The sequence below is a fragment of the Parapedobacter sp. genome (assembly GCF_053550995.1).
Genome location: NZ_JBMQOC010000113.1, coordinates 17397 through 35550 on the forward strand (window position 1 = coordinate 17397; position 18154 = coordinate 35550).

The window sequence follows — 18154 nt, forward strand, 5'->3', positions numbered from 1 at the left end:
GATCCTGCCTCCGAACGCGGACGGCCTAGCCTGCGGAGGCAGCAACCGGCCGCCAGGCATGCCCCACCGAGGCTACCACGCGCAGCCACCGCACATCCAGCGAACCGACGAACGAAGGGCATGGCCCGCGCAGCGGGGTGGCTTCGGTTTGCTGCGGCGCATGCGGCAACGGGTTGCAACGAAGCAGGCAAGCCAAAGCACCTTGGGCACTTGGGTGCATGCCAAGTGCCATGCCCCGCGGCATAGAGCGCTTCATCATTTTTTTACGTAAACCTCATACTAAATGCACATGAAATTTGTTTCTTTGTAACGAAATGAAACTGAAGGAAAGTAAAATTAACCAATAACAGTTTAAAATAAAAGTAAATGAAGAAACAAGCGTTCTACCTCGCCATCGGTTTATTGCTCTGGTCCTGGCCATCGTTGGCGCAGCACCTTGCCAAAGGGGTGGTTTTTGATGATCGGAACCAAAATGGCACCAAAGAGCGGCGCGAAAAAGGCATCGCCGGCGTATCGGTAACCAACGGCATCCAAGTGGTGCAAACCGACGGGAAGGGGCGTTATGAATTGCCGGTGGGCAACGACCAGATCATTGCCGTCATCAAGCCGGGAAACTACGATGTGCCGGTAAGCGACAGCCAGCTACCCCGCTTTTTCTATATCCACAAGCCGGAAGGATCGCCCCAACTCAAGTATGCGGGCGTAGCACCTACCGGTCCGCTGCCCAAGGAAATCAACTTCCCCCTGGTGAAGAATGATAACATGGGCGACAGCTTTAAGATGATCCTGTTCGGCGACCCGCAGGTGTATACCGAAGACGAGGTGCGCTATTACGAACAGGGCGTCATCGCCGAGTTGCGCGGGGCGCAGGGCTATGTATTCGGCATGAGCCTGGGCGACTTGGTCGGCAACCGGCCCGACCTCTTCAACCCCTATATTGCCGCCACTAAACAGGTGGGTGTGCCGTGGTACAATGTGATGGGCAACCACGACATCAATTTCGATGTCACCGCCGACTCCCTGTCGGACGAAGCGTTCGAAGCCCATTTCGGGCCCAGCACCTATGCTTTCAACCAAGGCAAAGTACACTTCATCGTGCTGGATGATATCGTCTATCCCGACCCGCGCGATGGCGATGGGTATTGGGGCGGGCTTACCGAGCAGCAGCTCACCTTCATCGAGAACGACCTGCGGTTCGTGCCCAAAGACCACCTCGTCGTGTTGGCCTTCCACATCCCGTTTTCGCATAACAGCTCCTTCCGGAAGGAAGACCGCGAGCGGCTCTTCCAGCTGTTGCAGCCGTTTGCCCACACCCTTTCGTTCTCGGCCCACACCCACCGGCAATCCCATTTCTTCCTCACGGCCGAGCACGGCTGGCTGCGCGATGAGCCGCACCACCATTATAACGCCGGCACCACGTCGGGCAATTGGTACAGCGGGCGCTTCAACGAGACGGGCGTGCCCGCTTCCATGATGGCCGACGGCACCCCCAAGGGTTACGCGCTCGTCCGCTTCGATGGCAACCAATACCAAATCGACTACAAAGTGGCCGGCAAATCCGCTACGCACCAGATCGGCATTTATGCGCCCAAGGTCGCCGCAGCCGGTATCAAAGGGTCCATCAGCATCTATGCCAACTTCTACATGGGCCGTGCCACCGATACGGTGCAGGTGCGCATCGGCAACGGCAAGTGGCAAACCATGAAACGGGTGGAAGAATTCGACCCCACCTTCGTCGCCGAGCGCGTGGCGTGGGACCAGGCCGAGACCATCTGGGAGGGCCGGAAGCCGGGCGACCCGGCCATCAGCAACCACCTGTGGAAGCTCAACGTGGCCAACCGGAAGCTCCAGGCCGGCAACCACACCATCGAGGTGCGGGCAACCGATATGTTCGGCCGTACATTCATCGAAAAGGTTCCCCTTACGGTGCGGTAAACACCTTGTTGCCGGCTATGCCGCCGCCAATAGCGGCGGCATAGCCGGCTTTATTACCCGACAGTGCAGGTTGCCGTATCACCCGTATTCCGATACATTCGTGCATGAAATTTGTATTCAACGCCCTCTTTACCTTTCTCCTCAGCACCTTCCTATTCGCGGGTTGTTCCTCGGGCCAGAAAGAAGACGACAACGTCATCATCGGAAAAGATACGATCGCGGAAGTGTCCTATGGGCTCGATATCACCAACAAGTCAGACATCATCTCCATCTGCTATTCCACCTGGTTCACCAAAATCCTGGGGCCTGGCACCGAAGAGCCCAACCCACCCAACATCGCCGAGGTCCTGGCGGGCAGGCAGGAGTGGGGCGGTGTGCACCAATTCCACTATTGGGCCAAACCCGCACTGGGCTATTACCGCAGCCACGATAAGGAAGTCATCCGGCAGCACATGACCTGGCTGGCCGAGGCCGGCGTAGACTTCATCATCATCGACAACACCAACGCCAGCGTAGCCTGGGCCGAAACGGACGACTGGGACCTGTTCATCTCCATGCCCTGCCAGGCCATCCTCGACGTGATGGTGGCCATGCGCAAGGAAGGTAAGGAAACCCCTTACCTGGTGTTTTGGAGCAGCGTGAACGAAGAAAAGGGTTGGTCCGTGATGGAGAAAACCTACGAAGAGTTCTACACGAACGAAACCTACAAAGACTGCTTTGTATACTGGGAAGGCAAGCCCCTCGCATTGGCTACGTCAATGATTGCCCATCCACCCCAAACATTCACCGTAAGGAAGATGTGGGGGCTCAACCAGCAGCCTGCGCCCGAAGAATGGAGTTTCCTCAATACCGAGAATGTACCTGCCTACGGTGCCGATGGCGAAGTGGAGCAAATGGCCGTATGCACGGCCACGCAAGAGACCTACATGACCGAGCCCACCGCACACGGCCGCGACCATGGGCGTTTCTTCTACCAACAGTGGACACGGGCGTTCGCCCACCGCCCCAAGGTGATCACCATCACCTGGTGGAACGAATGGGCCGCACAGCGGTTTCTGGACGACGACGGCAACTCCCGCTTCGTAGACAACTACGACGAGCAGTACAGCCGCGACATTGAGCCCATGGAAGGTGGCCATGGCGACCAATATTACCAATGGATGAAACAATACATCACTGCCTATAAAAACCACGGCGAATGCCCGGAGCTCATTGAAGAAGCAGCGAAGTAATCATAAATTGCTGAATAAACGTACCTTTGCGCGCTTAACGCGGCAGCATGAAAGCATACGTACAACTATTCGATCTTAAGCAAAAGGTAAACTACAAAACCGAGATCCTGGCCGGGCTCACCGTGGCCATGACCATGATCCCCGAGTCGCTTTCGTTTGCCATATTGGCCGGCTTATCGCCCCTCACGGGGCTGTACGCCGCCTTTTTGATGGGCTTGGTTACCGCCATCCTCGGGGGGCGGCCCGGCATGGTGTCGGGTGGTGCGGGGGCTACCATCGTGGTGCTCATCGCGCTCAGCAAGGCCCATGGCGTCGAATACCTGTTTGCTGCCGTGGCCCTCGCGGGGCTGCTCCAGTTCCTCGTTGGCGTATTCCGCCTGGGCAAATTCGTGCGGCTCATTCCCCAGCCGGTCATGTACGGCTTTCTGAACGGCCTGGCCGTTATCATCTTCATGGCACAGCTCGAGCAGTTCAAGGTTGCCGATGGCAGTGGCATCACCACGTGGCTATCCGGCACCCCGCTGTACATCATGGGCGGGCTTACGCTACTTACCATTGCCATCGTGCTGGTGGTGCCGCGCCTTACCAAGGCCATCCCCGCCTCGCTCGTGGCCATCCTGGTGGTATTCGGCCTGGTGCTGGGGTTCGGTATCGAGACCAAAACTGTGGGCGATATCGCCAGCATCGAGGGTGGATTCCCCGCCTTCCACATTCCCATGGTGCCGTTTACGCTCGAGACCCTGCAGATCATCTTCCCCTTTGCGCTGGTGATGGCCGGCGTGGGACTGGTGGAGTCGCTGCTCACGCTATCCATGGTCGATGAGATCACCCGTACGCGGGGCAGCGCCAACCGCGAAGCGGTGGCACAGGGCACCGCCAATGTAGTCAACGGGTTCTTTGGCGGCATGGGCGGCTGTGCCATGGTGGCACAAACGCTCGTAAACCTCAATGCCGGTTCGCGTGCCCGCCTTGCGGCCATCATCGGCGCCGTTACCATCCTGCTCATCATTTTGGTGGGTGCCCCGGTCATCGAACGCATTCCCATGGCTGCGCTGGTGGGGGTAATGGTCATGGTCGCCATCGGTACCTTCGAGTGGGTGTCGCTGCGCATCATCAATAAAATGCCCAAATCCGATATCTTCGTAGGCGTCCTCGTGGCTGTCATCACCATTGTGCTGCACAACCTCGCGCTGGCGGTACTGGTAGGGGTCATCGTGGCTGCCCTGGTATTCGCGTGGGACAATGCCAAGCGCATCCGCGCACGCAAGCACATTGATGCCACGGGCGCTAAGGTGTACGAGATTTATGGGCCGCTGTTTTTCGGCTCGGTGACTGCTTTCCTGGAAAAGTTCGACGTAGAGAACGACCCCGACGATGTCGTTATCGATTTCAGGGAGAGCCGCGTGGCGGATATGAGTGCCATCGACGCCCTCAACAAGATCACCGCCCGGTATTCAGCGGCGGGCAAGCATGTGGTGTTGAAACACCTGAGCGACGATTGCCGCAGCAAGCTTAAGAAGGCCGAAGGCATCATCGTGGTAACGCTGGCCGAAGACCCCACATATAAAGTGGTGGCCGATAGATAACCCCTGCGCTTATTCTTTATCCCGGGTGTTGCGCACCAACGAAATACCCGATAGGAAGAAAATGAGCCCGATGACCCCTACAACGATCAGCTCGCGGGTGCCGCCGGTCTGCTGTACCACCATGGCGCCGGTGTAAATGAGGCCCCCGATACCCAACACGGTAAGGATGGTGCCGAAAATTCGCTTTACATTCATAGCTCTTGTTTTTGGCGTAACGCTTCTGTCCATAGAACAACCGTTATCGGATTTTGTTGTTTTTGAATGGGTGTATCCTCTCCCGCGGAGCGGAAACTAAACTGCAAAACGTTTTCAGTTTAGGACAATTTTTATTGTTTTTGTCTTTCGTTGAGGACATTTTATGGAAACGTTGCACGAAAAAGCGCCAAGAAAGATTTCAGCCAGGTAGCAGGCATGGATCGTGCCTTGTGGCTATTCGGATTTTTGTATTAGCAGCCGACGACGTCACCATCGATTTCAGGGAGAGCCGCGTGGCCGATCGGTAGGTACAGTATCACCCCTTATTTTGTTACAATTTTTGAATAAATCACCCCTTATTTTGTTACAAATAATACGGGGTGCCAGGCAAGTGGGGAAGACCACCCTGGTACGGGATTTTGCATCCACGTACAAACACACGATTACGTTAAACTTGGAAAAACGTGATTATCCCTCATTTGGTTACACAGGAGTTGATTTCGCTGCAACAGCAAACGGATAACAAACCGCCATTCTGGGTGCGACAGAAAGCGCAATCCAGCGCGGAGGTTGATCTCCTTTTTGTCTATCAGCGCTTTTTGATTCCAATTGAAATCAAGTCTGGTGCCACGGGTAGCCTTAAATCATTGCATCAGTTTGTCCAAGCCGCCGACCATCCGTTTGCCGTCCGTATTTACGGCGGGGTTTTCCGATTGGAACATGCTGTCACACCGAGCGGAAAGTCCTATACACTGCTCAATGTGCCATACTATGCTACAACGATGTTGCCTCATTATATCGCATGGCTGGTAAAGGAAGCGGTTTGAAAAACCGCCTAAAAAAGTTACTTTAGCAGCCAGCAAGTACTTTATATGAACAGAAGAACCTTCATTGCCCAATCTGCCGCGGCCACCACGGCACTGGCCGCCGCGCCGGTCATCAACGCCTTCGGCGCCACCACGGATACTGTGTATGGCCACCACGGCATGACCTATAAGCAAGTAAAAGGCTGGGGCGTGCTCGATAGCGCCAAGCACCCCGTAAACGACTGCCACGAGATGGTGCAGGACCGTCGCGGGCGCATCCTGCTGCTCACCAATGAAACGCGAAACAATGTACTGGTGTACAACACCCGTGGCAAGCTGGTCAGCAGCTGGGGCCATGATTTCCCCGGCGCCCACGGGCTCACCCTGGCCGGCGAAGGGCGCGATGAATTCCTGCTCATCACCGATACCGCTAAGCACCAGGTGTATAAAACCACCCTGGAAGGGAAGGTGCTGTGGACACTCGACGTGCCGCTTGAATCGGGACTGTACGACAAAGCCGAGGCATTTATGCCCACCGAGACCGCCGTGGCTCCCAATGGCGATATCTACGTAGCCGATGGGTATGGCAAGCAGTATGTGATGGTATACAGCGCCGAGGGCAAGCTCAAAAGCTGGTTCGGCGGCAAGGGCGAGGGCGACCAATACTTTGAGACTGCCCATGGGGTATGCATCGACCACCGTACCGCTACCCCTACGCTGCTGGTTACCGACCGGCCGCGCCAATGTTTCAAGCGGTTTACGCTGGCGGGCGAGCTCATGGAAATCATTTCATTGCCGGGCGCCTGCGTATGCCGGCCCGTCATACATGGCAACCACCTGTATGCCGCGGTGTTGCGTTCGCCCGATATGGACACCGCCGGTAGTGGCTTCGTTACCATCTTAGACCAGCACAACCGCGTGGTGAGCAATATCGGGGGTACGGCCCCGAAGTACGTCGGCGATCAGCTCCAGCCCATGGCGCAGCAAACGCCGTTGTTTGTGCATCCGCATGATGTATGCGTAGACCGCGATGAAAACCTCTACGTAGCGCAATGGGCTGCCGGCAAGGTGTATCCCTATAAGTTTGAGCGGGTGTCATAGGCCCCGTATAATTCCTGTCCATAACACATATACATGACGAGATACCTAATTACGGTGCTTCTCCTTTCTGCCTGCATGGTTTCCCGGGCACAAGATGAAAGAACCGCGGTAGTAACGTTCGAAGACGCATACAAGCGCGTGTACCGTATCACCAAGCTCGATTCCGTGCGCCCGCAGATCGACGGGAAGCTCGACGAAACCGTATGGCAGCATACCGGCGAATGGTCGGAGCGATTTTCGCAGGTCATCCCGTTCGAACGGGTACACACGGGTTCGTGGACACGCATGAAGATTTTCTATGACGACCAGGCCATCTACATCGGCGTGTACTGCAAGGATGAGCATCCGGAAACGATGAATGCCTTTATCGGCAACCGGGATGACAACAGCAACGGCGACCTGGTCAGCATCGCTTTCGATACGTACCACGACTACCGCGTGGCGCCGGAATTCAACATCAACCTCGGCGGCAACAAGACCGACCTCACCGTAACGGACAAACTCTCCGTGAACCTGAGCTGGAATGCCGTGTGGGAAGGGCGCACGCACATCAACCTGCCCGATTCGAGCTGGACCGCCGAGCTGCGCATCCCGTTCAGCCAACTGCGGTATAACCAGCAAGATACCGAGGGCATCTGGGGGTTGCATGTCAGGCGCATCATCCGGCGCAACAACGAGGTGCAGAACTGGAGCCTTATCCCCATCAAGAACAACGGCCATGTCTTTTCGTTCGGCGAAATGCATGGCATGACCGATCTACCCAAGCCCCGGGGTGTCGAATTCGCGCCCTACGCCATGGGTAAGCTCACCGTGGAGCCGCAGATTGCCGGCAGCCCCTTCCAACAGGGCAGCCGCTGGGGGGGCAGCGCCGGGCTCGACGCCAAGGTGGCCTTGCAGGATTTCACGCTCGACCTCACCTTCAACCCCGACTACGGCCAGGTGGAGGTAGACCCGTCCGTGATGAACCTGTCGGCCTATGAAGTGTTCTACGACGAAAAGCGCCCCTTTTTCCTGGAAGGTAAACACATCCTCGAATTCGATAACAACGACGGTGGCCTGATGTTCTACTCGCGCCGCATCGGCGCCATGCCCTCGTATCAGCCCGCTGATATCGACCAGCGGGAAAACTTTGCCAGTACCCCCAACTTCATCCCCATCATCGGCGCGCTCAAGTTGACGGGCACCAACCGGAAGGGGCTCACCATCGGGCTGCTGGAGAGTGTCACCGCCCGAACCTCGTCCCAAGTGATGCGCAACGGCGTGCGCGGCAGGGAAGTTACCGAACCCCTCACCAACTATACGGTAGCGCGCATCCAGAAAAACTGGGATGGCAACACGCTGCTCGGCGGCATGGTTACTGCGGTAAACCGCAACCTCACGGAAGACCACCTGCACGATGCCCTCGTGGGGAATGCCTTCACTGCGGGGATAGACATCACCCAATATTTCGCCAATCGCCTCTACTATATCGATGCGAAGGGGATGTTCAGCACGCTGCACGGGTCGCCGGCGGCCCTGCTCAAAACAAAAACGAATGCCGTCCACTATTTCCATCGCGCATCGGGGGCCGATTACCTCAGCCTCAACCCCGGTAGCCGCTCCATGCAGGGTACCGGTGGCTACGTGAAGGTGGGGAAAAAGGGGAATGCCCAGTGGAACTTCTCCGAGCTGTTCAGCTGGTCGTCGCCGGGGTTCGACCTCAACGACGTAGGGTACATGAAGCAGTCGGACTATAAACTCAATGAAACCGAAATCGCCTTCCGCAAAACGGACCCGTGGGGGCCTTTCCGCTTTGCCGGGATCAACCTCACGCAACGGAACGTATGGAACTATGGCGGCGATGCCGTCAATAACGATGTGGCGCTGCGCTGGCGCAGCCTCAGCATTGGCAGCCGGATGGAAATGGATGTGAAGGAGACCTTCAACTGGCACACGGTGGATAGCCGCCGGCTGCGGGGCGGCCCCGATCTGCGGTACGGCCCCAACTTCGGGACCCATGTGAGCCTGGGCACCGACCGCGCGAAACGGGTGGTGTACAAGCTGGTTTATGAGGGCCGCCTTTACCTGGCCGAGGAGACCGGCTACAACCAGGTGCATCCGGGCGTCATCTTCCGCATCGGCAACCACATGCGCCTGGCAGGGCAGTTCGATTACGCCTGGAATAAAGATAACCTGCAGTACGTCGGCAGCGTCCCGTCGGCATCGGCGGCGGGCGAAACCACCTACGTGATGGGCCTGATGAAGCAGCGGACCTATGGCGTTACGCTGAACATGCAGGTCAACGTTACCCCCGATATCTCCATCCAGTATTACGGCTCGCCATTCACTTCCGTGGCAACATACAGCGACTTCAAGCGGGCAACGGATACCCGGGCGCGCCGCTATGCCGACCGGTTCCGGCCATTGGCCGACGGCGAGCTGGCCTTCGCCCAGCCAGACTTCAGTTTCAACGAACTCCGCTCCAACCTGGTGGCCCGGTGGGAATACCTCCCCGGCTCCACACTCTACGTGGTATGGCAGCATAACCGGTCGCAGCAGGACGCCATCTACCAGCCCGGGTGGGAGCATAACCTCGACCGGATGCTGGCCTTGCCGGCCACCAATGCCTTCATGGTCAAAATCAACTATTGGTTTAGCTATTAAAACCTCGAAATCGGTCACGGCCATAAGATACCCTTGTGGCTATTCGGATTTTTGTATTGAAAGCGCCACTACCACCTGTTGACCAGTTGAAATAACGCAAAAAAGCAAACCGCAAACCGCAAAAAGGCAAAAAAGCAAAAAGGCAAAAAGCACCAAAGGCAAAAAGGCAAAAAGCAACCTGCTGCATAAATGGAATGTTTTTTGCTTCTTTGTAGGCACATTATTAACTATGCGCATCAGATATTTACTCTATGGCCTGTGCCTGCTCGTACTTTTCCAGGAAAGTGTATGGGCACAGACGCTACCCGTGGGCAGCCCCGTGCTCGAAGATTACTACCGGCGGCTGCAGCTGCTGGGCGAGGTAGATTCGTCCATTTCCTTTAGCGTACGGCCGCTCACGGCCGAGGCCCTCGGGCAAACCAACGTGTATGATCCCGAAGGGGTGCTGGGCGACCGAAGCTACCTGCATTACTTCCCCCATGACGATGGGTACGTGCAGGTGCTGCCGGCCGGGCTGGACTACAACCTCAACAGCGCCTACCCCTATGGCTGGAACGATGGCTCCCTCGTGCCCACGCGCGGTGGGCAGTTCCGTCTCTACGGCGGACTGGTGGCCAAATACCGTTTCCTTACGTTGCAGTTCCGTCCCGAGGTGGTGTACGCCGCCAACCAGAAATACGAGGACGTCGGCAACGCCCCCGGCTATGGCCTCGAGTGGTACCGCGCCATCGGCAACGTCATCGATCAGCCCCAATATTTCGGCAAGTCGGCATACACCCGCCTGCTGCTGGGGCAAACCAGCCTGAAGGCCACCTTCGGCGCCGTGAGTTTCGGCTTCTCGACGGAAAACCTCTACTGGGGCCCGGGGCGCTACAACGCCCTGCTGATGAGCAACAATGCCCAGGGCTTCCCCCACTTCACCGTGCACACCAGCAAGCCGGTACAGACCGGCATCGGCTCGTTCGAGGGGCAGCTCGTGGGCGGCACGCTCAAGGCATCGGGCTTCCCCGTGTCCATCACGCCCGATAGCAAGCACGACGAAATGTACTACATCGAAAAGCCCGACGTGGACCGCTACTTTTCGGGCTTCGTGGCCAGCTACCAGCCCAAATGGGTGCCGGGCCTCTCGCTGGGTGTCATCCGCTCGTTCGTGGTCAATACGGATAACATGAAGGGCGTGGGCGACTACCTTCCTTTCTTCAAGCCGAACGTGAAAGAGGCCACCTACGTGGATGTGGATGGCGTAGAGCGGACCAGCAGCGATGTGCGCAACCGCTACGGGTCGGTCTTCTTCCGCTGGGCCATGCCCGCCGGCCACCTCGAGGTGTATGGCGAATATGGCCGCAGCCGCAAGGCCGAGAACGGGCGCGACTGGATGGTGCAGCCGTCGTACGCGCGTGGCTACGTGCTGGGGTTCCGCAAGCTGGTACCGCTGTACTTCAGCCCGGGCGACTACCTCGAGCTGGGCGCCGAAGCTACCGAGCTGTCCATGAACAACACCTATTTTGCACGGGGTCTGTACCGGCAGTACCCCACCTGGTATACGCACCCCGTGGTGCGCGATGGCTATACCCACCGCGGGCAGGTGCTGGGCGCGGGCATCGGCCCCGGCAGCAACGTGCAGACCGCCAGCGTGGGCTGGGTACGCGGCTTCAAGCGCATCGGCTTCTCGTTGGAGCGATACGTGCACAACGAAGACTTTTTCTATATGTATGTGGCCGATATCCGCAAGTCGTGGGTAGACTTCGGCTGGTCGCTGCAGGGCGAGTGGGATTTCGACGGCTTCCTCACCTACCTCACCCTGCAAAACGTGCACAGCTACAACTACCGGCACCAGTTTAGCCAACCCGTGGGTAAGCCTTTCTGGACATTCGACCCGCAAGACAAGAACAATTTTCTCATGCGACTGGGCTTCGCCTATCGATTTTAAGTTTTCGCCATGAAGATCGGATACGATGAATTAAAAAGAAGCGCCGGCATGGCGATGTTATGGGTATTGGCCGGCACGGCGTTGCAGGCGCAGACCCTCCCGGTGGGATTCCCCGTGCTGGAAGATTATTACCGCCGCCAGCAGCTGCTGGGCGAGGTAGACCCGGCCATCTCCTTCAGCCTGCGGCCGCTCACGGCCCAGGCATTGCAGCAGCACGAATACCTGCATTACCCCGACGAAAGCCACACCGACGTGGTGTGGCAAAGCGACGACGGCCACGGCTACCTGCAGCTACTGCCCGTGGTGTGGCAAAACCAGCTCAACACGGCCTACCCCTACGGGTGGAATGATGGGCCGATGATCCCCGCACGGGGCCTGCAGACCTACCTCAGTACCGGCTTCTTTGCGAAGTACCGCTGGCTCAGCGTGCAGTTCCGGCCCGAGCTTGTGGCCGCCCAGAACCGGGTATATGAAGGGTTTGGCGGCGAGGCGGGGCCGGATCGGACCTGGTATAGTTATTTCGGCAACCGCATCGACCTCCCCGAACGCTTCGGCAACGGCAGCTATACGAAGGCCTACCTGGGGCAAAGCAGCATCCGGCTCACGCTCGACCCGGTGTCCGTTGGCTTCTCCACCGAAAACCTGTGGTGGGGCCCCGGCCTGCACAATTCCATCCTGATGAGCAATACGGCGCCGGGCTTCAACCACGTCACACTCAACAGCGCCAAACCCATCAAAACCTACATCGGGGCGTTCGAGTTCCAGATCGTGGGCGGCCACCTGCGGAAGTCGGGCTACCCTTCCTCCCTGCTGGGCGATACCGCCACCCACCAGCAGTATGCGCGGACCAAACCCGAAGGTTGGCGGTACTTCTCGGGGCTTCACCTCAACTACCAGCCCAAGTGGACGCCGGGCCTATCGCTCGGGTTTATCCGCACCTACAATACCAACCAAAAAGATATGGGCAGCGGACTGGCCTACTACGCCCCGTTCCTGGAGGCGTTCAGTAAAAATAAACTGGCAACTGACAGCAATGCGAACGATGACGTTCCCCGAGACCAGATGCTCTCGTTCTATTTCCGGTACGTGGTGCCCAAGGCCCACGTGGAGTTTTACGGCGAGTATGCCAAGAACGACCACAATTGGGATGCGCGGGATGGCATGACCCAGCTTGACCATACCCGAGCGTACACGTTCGGCCTGCGCAAGCTGGTGCCGCTGTATAACCGCTGGGGCGGTTATTTGCAACTGGCGGGCGAGGTGACCCAGATGGCCGTAAGCAATACCCGGGGGATACGGTCTGCCGCGCCGTGGTATGTGCACCATCAGGTCCGTGATGGTTATACCCACCGCGGACAAATGCTGGGCGCAGGCATCGGGCCGGGCAGCAACAGCCAAACCGTACAGGCCAGTTGGGTGGATGGGCTGAAGCAGCTGGGCGTGCAGGTACAACGCTTGGTACACGATGAAGACTATGTGGTAACGTATGTAAAAGACTTCCGCCGCAATTGGGTGGATGCGAGTTTGGCGGCGTATGGCTCGTGGGATTACGGGCAGTTTATCTTCAATGCCCACCTGCAGTACATCCATGCGTACAATTACCAGTATAACTTCCAGGCCGCGGCCGACGAAAGCGACTATTGGGGCTTCGACCCGCAGGATAAGAACAACCTGCACCTGAAGTTCGGGGTAATGTACCGGTTTTGAATGGTTTTGTTGGCTATGCGTTTAAAAACGGGTCTTCGCGGGCAAGGTTGCGCCAGCTCGTTACGATAATGCCATTGCTGCGCGATTGGTCTTGGTCTCCACCATATAGTATAAAACCCTTTGTGGTTTCACTGAGTTTCATCCAATACAGTAGGTTTTTGAAGAAGTCGGGGTGGACGGTTTTTCCAGATTTGATTTCTACAGGTATCAGATCATTAACTTCATCAATGATGATGTCTATTTCGCGGCCCGTTTTATCTCGCCAATAATAGAGGTTGATTTCCTTTCCGTTATTTGTCCTTTTTTTTACTAATTCAGATACGATTAATGTTTCGAATATACTTCCCCTCAACGGATGGGTTTCCAGTTGTTTTTCCTGTGTTATGCCTAAGAGGGAGCAGACTAATCCCGTGTCGTAAAAATAGATTTTCGGTCGTTTGACGATGGTTTTATTAAAATTCTTAAAATGAGGACGTAGTAAGAATATGATGAAGCTGCTTTCGAGAATCCCTATCCATGATTGGATGGTTTTGATGTCTACCCCTACTTCAACAGCTAGCGGAGTGATGTTCAGTTCCTGTCCGGACCGTCCGGCTAGCAATCGGACAAACCGTTCAAATACAATTAAATCGGTTACATTCTTTATTTGTCGTACATCGCGCTCTATGTAGGTACGAAGGTAATTCGGTAGCCAATCTTGCGGGGGGATACGATAGTCGTGTATCGGCGGGTACCCTCCCGTTAGCAGGAGGGTGTCCTGATGGGCGAGTTCCGGCGAATCATGGCGGTATAATTCTTGTAAAGCGAAAGGCAGTAACTGCAAATAGGCCACTCTTCCTGCCAGGCTTTGTGTAATATTCTGTTGTAAAAGAAAGTTATTCGAGCCGGTGATGATAAATTCGCCCATCCTGTTTCGTTCATCCAAAATGCCTTGTAAAAACGAAAATAAGTTTGGTGTCCGTTGCGCTTCATCCAGTATCGCCCCGTTCGGATAGTTGGCTAGAAATCCGCGAGGATCTTCCAATGCATATTGTCGAGTGTCAGGATCTTCCAACGAAACATACGGTTTATCGGTAAAAAGCGAACGTACCAAGGTGGTTTTTCCGGACTGCCTTGGGCCGATTACGGCAACGGCTTTGAAGAACATAGCCAACTGTTTCAATTTTGCTGATGCAGCACGGGGAATCATGAAGCAAATATAAGGAAAAATCGGAAAAATATGGAATCGTAGTCCATATTTTTCCAGTATTGGATTTAACCCCTTAACATGCTTTTGACGTCTCGCCGGAAAAGCAGTGAGCGGAGCGCTTCGGAAAAGCAGTGAGCGGAGCGCTTCGGAAAAGCAAAATGCAAAGAAGCAAAACAGGGCAACCGCGTTTAAAACAGGAACAATTAATCGTCATTGCGAGCAAGAGCGTTTGCCGGTGAAATGGAGCGACCGCGAAGCAGCTCCGAAGGAAAGCAATCTGTTTTCGTCGAAGATTGCTTCAACTCGCACCGCCCAACACAGTTTCGCAATGACGACAAGTTTTAAATGCGGTTGCCCTGGAAGCAAAAAAGCAAACTACAAAAAAATGCTTAAATTTGACGGATATGGAACGGATAACGATAGAATTAAAGAGCAAGAGCAAACGCGAGATGCTGCTTAAGATACTCGATGCCGTAGGTATCCCTTATTCAGCACAGGGAAACCCTAGCCCCAGTGGGGATAAATGGTTCCTTGAATCGGGAAATCTACAGCTGATGGAAAGAGGGATCGCGGATATCAAGGCCGGTAGGATTACCGAAATCAAAGACGTTGATAATATATGGGAAAGTATATTGTAAACGTTTCAAAAGAAGCTAAGAAACACCTCGCTCGCCACCGAAAAACCGGCAACCAAGCCAATATACGAAACCGAGATGTGAATGATATTGACGCATAAGGCAATCATTATTTACATCGAGCTCTCATCAGCCGATAAAGAAAATAGTTTGATGAAAACTAGAACGGATTTTTAAAGAGCTGTCAGAAACCCCGTACACAGGGGTAGGTGAACGGTATCCGTAGTCTCTGCATGGGGACATTACGGCGATAAATAGGTCGGGCTCTATATTAAAACCGCAACAACAAAGGCGCCATCACCCGCTGCTCGTGAGTTGATTAAATGACGTCTCGCAGGAAGAGTAACCAGCAAACAGGAAATTCGTAAGAAAAATAGCAATCAAACAACTTTGGCCCAGTTTTCGCTACAACGCTACCCAGAACAAAGTTGAACATCGTACGAGGGTCTTTCCATCATACAAGCAGCAAAAGCCCTCCGTTCCACTGAAAAAGCCGCCTAGGAATCTTGTGGTTTGCAGTGAGAAGCACTACCAACGGTAGCAAAAGATTCCAGCGGCGAGGTTTTGGGCACTTTTGCCGGTACAAAAGTGTCAAGCCATGTCGCGGCAAGCGACGGAGAGGCTAAGCGTAGGCAAAAAGAAATAACGGCCATGTTGAAAAAAACATACAAGCAAAAAAAAACCTACCTTTGCCCCATTCGAACGTTACATAACATACAATTAGCAAAATCGATGAAGCGATACCTCTTATTGCTAACGGGACTTTTCTGGTTAGTCACGGCCGAAGCCCAAACCCAGATTCCTGACGTTTCCAAAGTCAAAGTAGAACAGCTTTCCGACGAGCAGGTGCTGCGCATCATCACCGAAGCGGAAAAGCGCGGGCTGAGCGACGACCAACTGATCCAAAGCCTTGGGCAGCGCGGCATGGCTGCCGGCGAACAGCAGAAACTGCGCAACCGCCTCACCACCGTACGGCAACAGAAGCTGGGCGGCACCCGGGCAAACGATATTGTTGCGCCCGACGACAGCGGCCGTGACGTTACCCAAGAAATTGATTTGGTCGACGGCATGACCAATCAAGCCCAACAACAACCCACCGATACCGGTCTGCGCATTTTCGGATCCGAGCTGTTCCGAAATAACGATATCCGTTTCGAGCCCAACCTCAATATCCCCACGCCCAAAGGCTACGTCATCGGCACAGGCGACCAGCTGCTGCTCGACCTCACCGGCGACAACGTGGCCAGCTATGAGCTGCCTGTATCGCAAGAAGGCACCATCAACGTGGAGTACGTCGGCATCGTATCGGTAGCCGGCCTCACCATCGAGGCGGCGAGCGACAAGATCAAGAACCGGATGGCGTCCACCTACCCGCAGTTAAGCTCCGGCCGTACACAGCTCTCGCTCACGCTGGGCAATATCCGCAGCATCAAGGTGACGCTCACGGGCTTCGTTACCCGCCCCGGTACCTATACCTTGCCCTCGTTAGCCAACGTGTTCAATGCGCTTTATGCCGCTGGCGGCCCATCAGCCAAAGGTACCTATCGGAACATCCAGCTTATCCGCAATAACGAGGTTGTCGAAACCATCGATGCGTACGATTTCCTCACGCGGGGCATCCAGCCCGGCAATGTGCGGCTGGAAAGCGGCGACGTGATCCACATCCCGGTGTTTAACCGGCACGTTTCCGTGGAGGGACTGGTCAATAACCCCGGCATCTTCGAGCCGTTGCCTAGCGAGTCGCTGGCCGATGTGTTGCGTTTCGCCGGCGAGTTCGCTCCCGAGGCCTACACCGCTAAGGTAAAGGTGCTGCAGATTACCGACCGGGAGCGCAGTGTGGCCGATATCTATGCCGATGACTACGCCAGCTATACGCCGCAGAACGGCGACCAATATATTGTAGAAGAGGTACTCGACCGCTATGCCAACCGCGTTGAAATTGAAGGCGCGGTATTCCGCCCGGGCAAATACGCCCTTACGGAGGGGCTTACGCTCCGCGAACTCATCCAGCAGGCCGATGGCCTCAAGGAAGATGCGTTTATGGCGCGTGCCTACATCAACCGGTTGAAGCCCGACAATACGCAGGAGCTGATCACGGTTAACCTCAACGAGTTGATGGCAGGCGATGCGGACGAGAATCCGGTGCTGCAACGCGAAGACCGCATCATCATTTCTTCGATTTTCGACCTCCGCGAAGAATATACCGTTTCCATCAGCGGGCAAGTACGGCGGCCGGGGCAGTTCCCCTATGTGGAGCAGATGACCCTCGGTAGCCTCATCCAGATGAGCGGAGGCTTGGCTGAGGCGGCCAATATCGAATATGTGGATGTTGCCCGGCGTATCCGTGTCAATACCAATGTGCAGGATTCTACGACGGCCGAGCTGGTGCGTGTGGAATTCGATAGTCGGGAAGCCGCGTTGCAATCCGGTTTCATATTACAACCGTTTGATATCGTGAGTGTGCATACCAGCACCGGCTATGAAGTACAGCGCATGGTACGCATAGAAGGCGAGGTAAACATGCCCGGCGAGTACGCGCTACTGAAAAAAGACGAAACCATTTCCGACCTGATCCGCCGTGCGGGCGGTGTTACAGAGTTTGCTTACTTACCCGGTGCTTCGTTGCAGCGCAAGGCGTCGGATGCGATGGTAGCACAGGGAGGGAATGCGTTGTCACCCCAAGAAAAACGCGAATTAGCGGCGCGTGAAAGGGAACAAACCGAAATCCAAGAACTGGCGCTCGAGAATACAACCGAAGGTGAAAGCACCGATTTGTTTTTCAGTGATTATGTGGGGATCAAACTCGATAAGATTCTTGACGGCAACCGCAAGTACGACATCCCGTTGGAAGACGAAGATGTCATCATCGTGCCGCGGCAATTACGTACCGTGACGGTGCGCGGTCAGGTCCTCAATCCCAACCGCGTGGTGTATCAAAAGGGCAAATCCTTGAAATATTACATCAACCAAGCGGGCGGTTTTACCGCCAAGGCGCACAAGCAGAAAACATTCGTACAGCACGCGAACGGTGCGGTGCAAGGCTCACTTTGGGGGTATCCGCCGGTACAGCCCGGCAGCGAAATTATTGTTCCTACCAAACCGGAGCGCGAGCCGCTTAGCGTACAAGCATGGATCAGTATGGGCAGTGTGGTCACGTCGTTGGCGGCGGTGGTAGTAAGTCTGCTAAGGTAAGTA

General features: G+C 55.6%; 15 protein-coding genes. 12 read left to right on the forward strand and 3 right to left on the reverse strand.

The window, feature by feature from the left end; all coding sequences use genetic code 11:
* Positions 1–25 precede the first annotated feature (25 nt).
* A complete protein-coding gene (locus ACO1NT_RS15130; protein ID WP_449049578.1) occupies positions 26–259 on the reverse strand; it encodes a hypothetical protein in 234 nt (77 codons plus the stop codon).
* Positions 260–366: 107 nt separating this feature from the next.
* Here ACO1NT_RS15130 and ACO1NT_RS15135 point away from each other — a divergent pair, with 107 nt between their 5' ends.
* The 3 genes from ACO1NT_RS15135 (at position 367) to ACO1NT_RS15145 (ending at position 4753) form a co-directional block, all read left to right on the forward strand.
* On the forward strand, positions 367–1935 hold the full coding sequence (locus tag ACO1NT_RS15135; RefSeq protein ID WP_449049579.1) for a calcineurin-like phosphoesterase C-terminal domain-containing protein: 1569 nt from the start codon (positions 367–369) through the stop codon (positions 1933–1935).
* 104 nt (positions 1936–2039) lie between these two features.
* Complete coding sequence (locus tag ACO1NT_RS15140) at positions 2040–3167, forward strand: hypothetical protein (RefSeq protein WP_449049580.1); 1128 nt, start codon at positions 2040–2042, stop codon at positions 3165–3167.
* A 47-nt stretch (positions 3168–3214) separates the two neighbouring features.
* Complete coding sequence (locus ACO1NT_RS15145) at positions 3215–4753, forward strand: SulP family inorganic anion transporter (protein ID WP_449049581.1); 1539 nt, start codon at positions 3215–3217, stop codon at positions 4751–4753.
* 9 nt (positions 4754–4762) lie between these two features.
* On the opposite strand, the gene ACO1NT_RS15150 is transcribed toward ACO1NT_RS15145, so the two are convergent.
* Complete coding sequence (locus ACO1NT_RS15150) at positions 4763–4948, reverse strand: hypothetical protein (RefSeq protein ID WP_326327441.1); 186 nt, start codon at positions 4946–4948, stop codon at positions 4763–4765.
* Positions 4949–5339: 391 nt separating this feature from the next.
* Here ACO1NT_RS15150 and ACO1NT_RS15155 point away from each other — a divergent pair, with 391 nt between their 5' ends.
* The 6 genes from ACO1NT_RS15155 to ACO1NT_RS15180 all read left to right on the forward strand — a co-directional run bounded on the left by ACO1NT_RS15155 (position 5340) and on the right by ACO1NT_RS15180 (position 13135).
* Positions 5340–5471, forward strand: a complete 132-nt coding sequence (locus tag ACO1NT_RS15155; protein ID WP_449049634.1) for a hypothetical protein — start codon at positions 5340–5342, stop codon at positions 5469–5471.
* A complete protein-coding gene (locus ACO1NT_RS15160) occupies positions 5413–5775 on the forward strand; it encodes a hypothetical protein (protein ID WP_449049582.1) in 363 nt (120 codons plus the stop codon). The genes ACO1NT_RS15155 and ACO1NT_RS15160 overlap by 59 nt, the downstream gene beginning before the upstream one ends.
* A 45-nt stretch (positions 5776–5820) precedes the next feature.
* Complete coding sequence (locus tag ACO1NT_RS15165) at positions 5821–6855, forward strand: hypothetical protein (protein WP_449049583.1); 1035 nt, start codon at positions 5821–5823, stop codon at positions 6853–6855.
* Positions 6856–6888: 33 nt separating this feature from the next.
* Entirely contained in the window at positions 6889–9498 is a 2610-nt protein-coding gene (locus ACO1NT_RS15170; RefSeq protein ID WP_449049584.1) for a DUF5916 domain-containing protein, read from the forward strand.
* A 229-nt stretch (positions 9499–9727) separates the two neighbouring features.
* Positions 9728–11428: a capsule assembly Wzi family protein gene (locus ACO1NT_RS15175; protein WP_449049585.1), complete on the forward strand. Its 1701-nt coding sequence runs from the start codon at positions 9728–9730 to the stop codon at positions 11426–11428.
* Positions 11429–11437: 9 nt separating this feature from the next.
* Positions 11438–13135 (forward strand): capsule assembly Wzi family protein, encoded by a 1698-nt coding sequence (locus ACO1NT_RS15180; RefSeq protein ID WP_449049586.1) that lies wholly within the window; start codon positions 11438–11440, stop codon positions 13133–13135.
* Positions 13136–13148: 13 nt separating this feature from the next.
* On the opposite strand, the gene ACO1NT_RS15185 is transcribed toward ACO1NT_RS15180, so the two are convergent.
* The gene (locus ACO1NT_RS15185; RefSeq protein WP_449049635.1) at positions 13149–14282 is read right to left on the reverse strand and encodes an ATP-binding protein; all 1134 of its coding nucleotides are present in this window, start codon (positions 14280–14282) and stop codon (positions 13149–13151) included.
* A gap of 148 nt (positions 14283–14430) precedes the next feature.
* Between ACO1NT_RS15185 and ACO1NT_RS15190 the strand changes: the two genes are divergently transcribed.
* The 3 genes from ACO1NT_RS15190 to ACO1NT_RS15200 all read left to right on the forward strand — a co-directional run bounded on the left by ACO1NT_RS15190 (position 14431) and on the right by ACO1NT_RS15200 (position 18151).
* The gene (locus tag ACO1NT_RS15190; protein ID WP_449049587.1) at positions 14431–14784 is read left to right on the forward strand and encodes a hypothetical protein; all 354 of its coding nucleotides are present in this window, start codon (positions 14431–14433) and stop codon (positions 14782–14784) included.
* The gene (locus ACO1NT_RS15195) at positions 14774–14962 is read left to right on the forward strand and encodes a hypothetical protein (protein WP_449049588.1); all 189 of its coding nucleotides are present in this window, start codon (positions 14774–14776) and stop codon (positions 14960–14962) included. Before ACO1NT_RS15190 ends, ACO1NT_RS15195 begins: the two co-directional genes overlap by 11 nt.
* A 729-nt stretch (positions 14963–15691) precedes the next feature.
* Entirely contained in the window at positions 15692–18151 is a 2460-nt protein-coding gene (locus ACO1NT_RS15200; RefSeq protein WP_449049589.1) for an SLBB domain-containing protein, read from the forward strand.
* Positions 18152–18154: the final 3 nt, after the last annotated feature.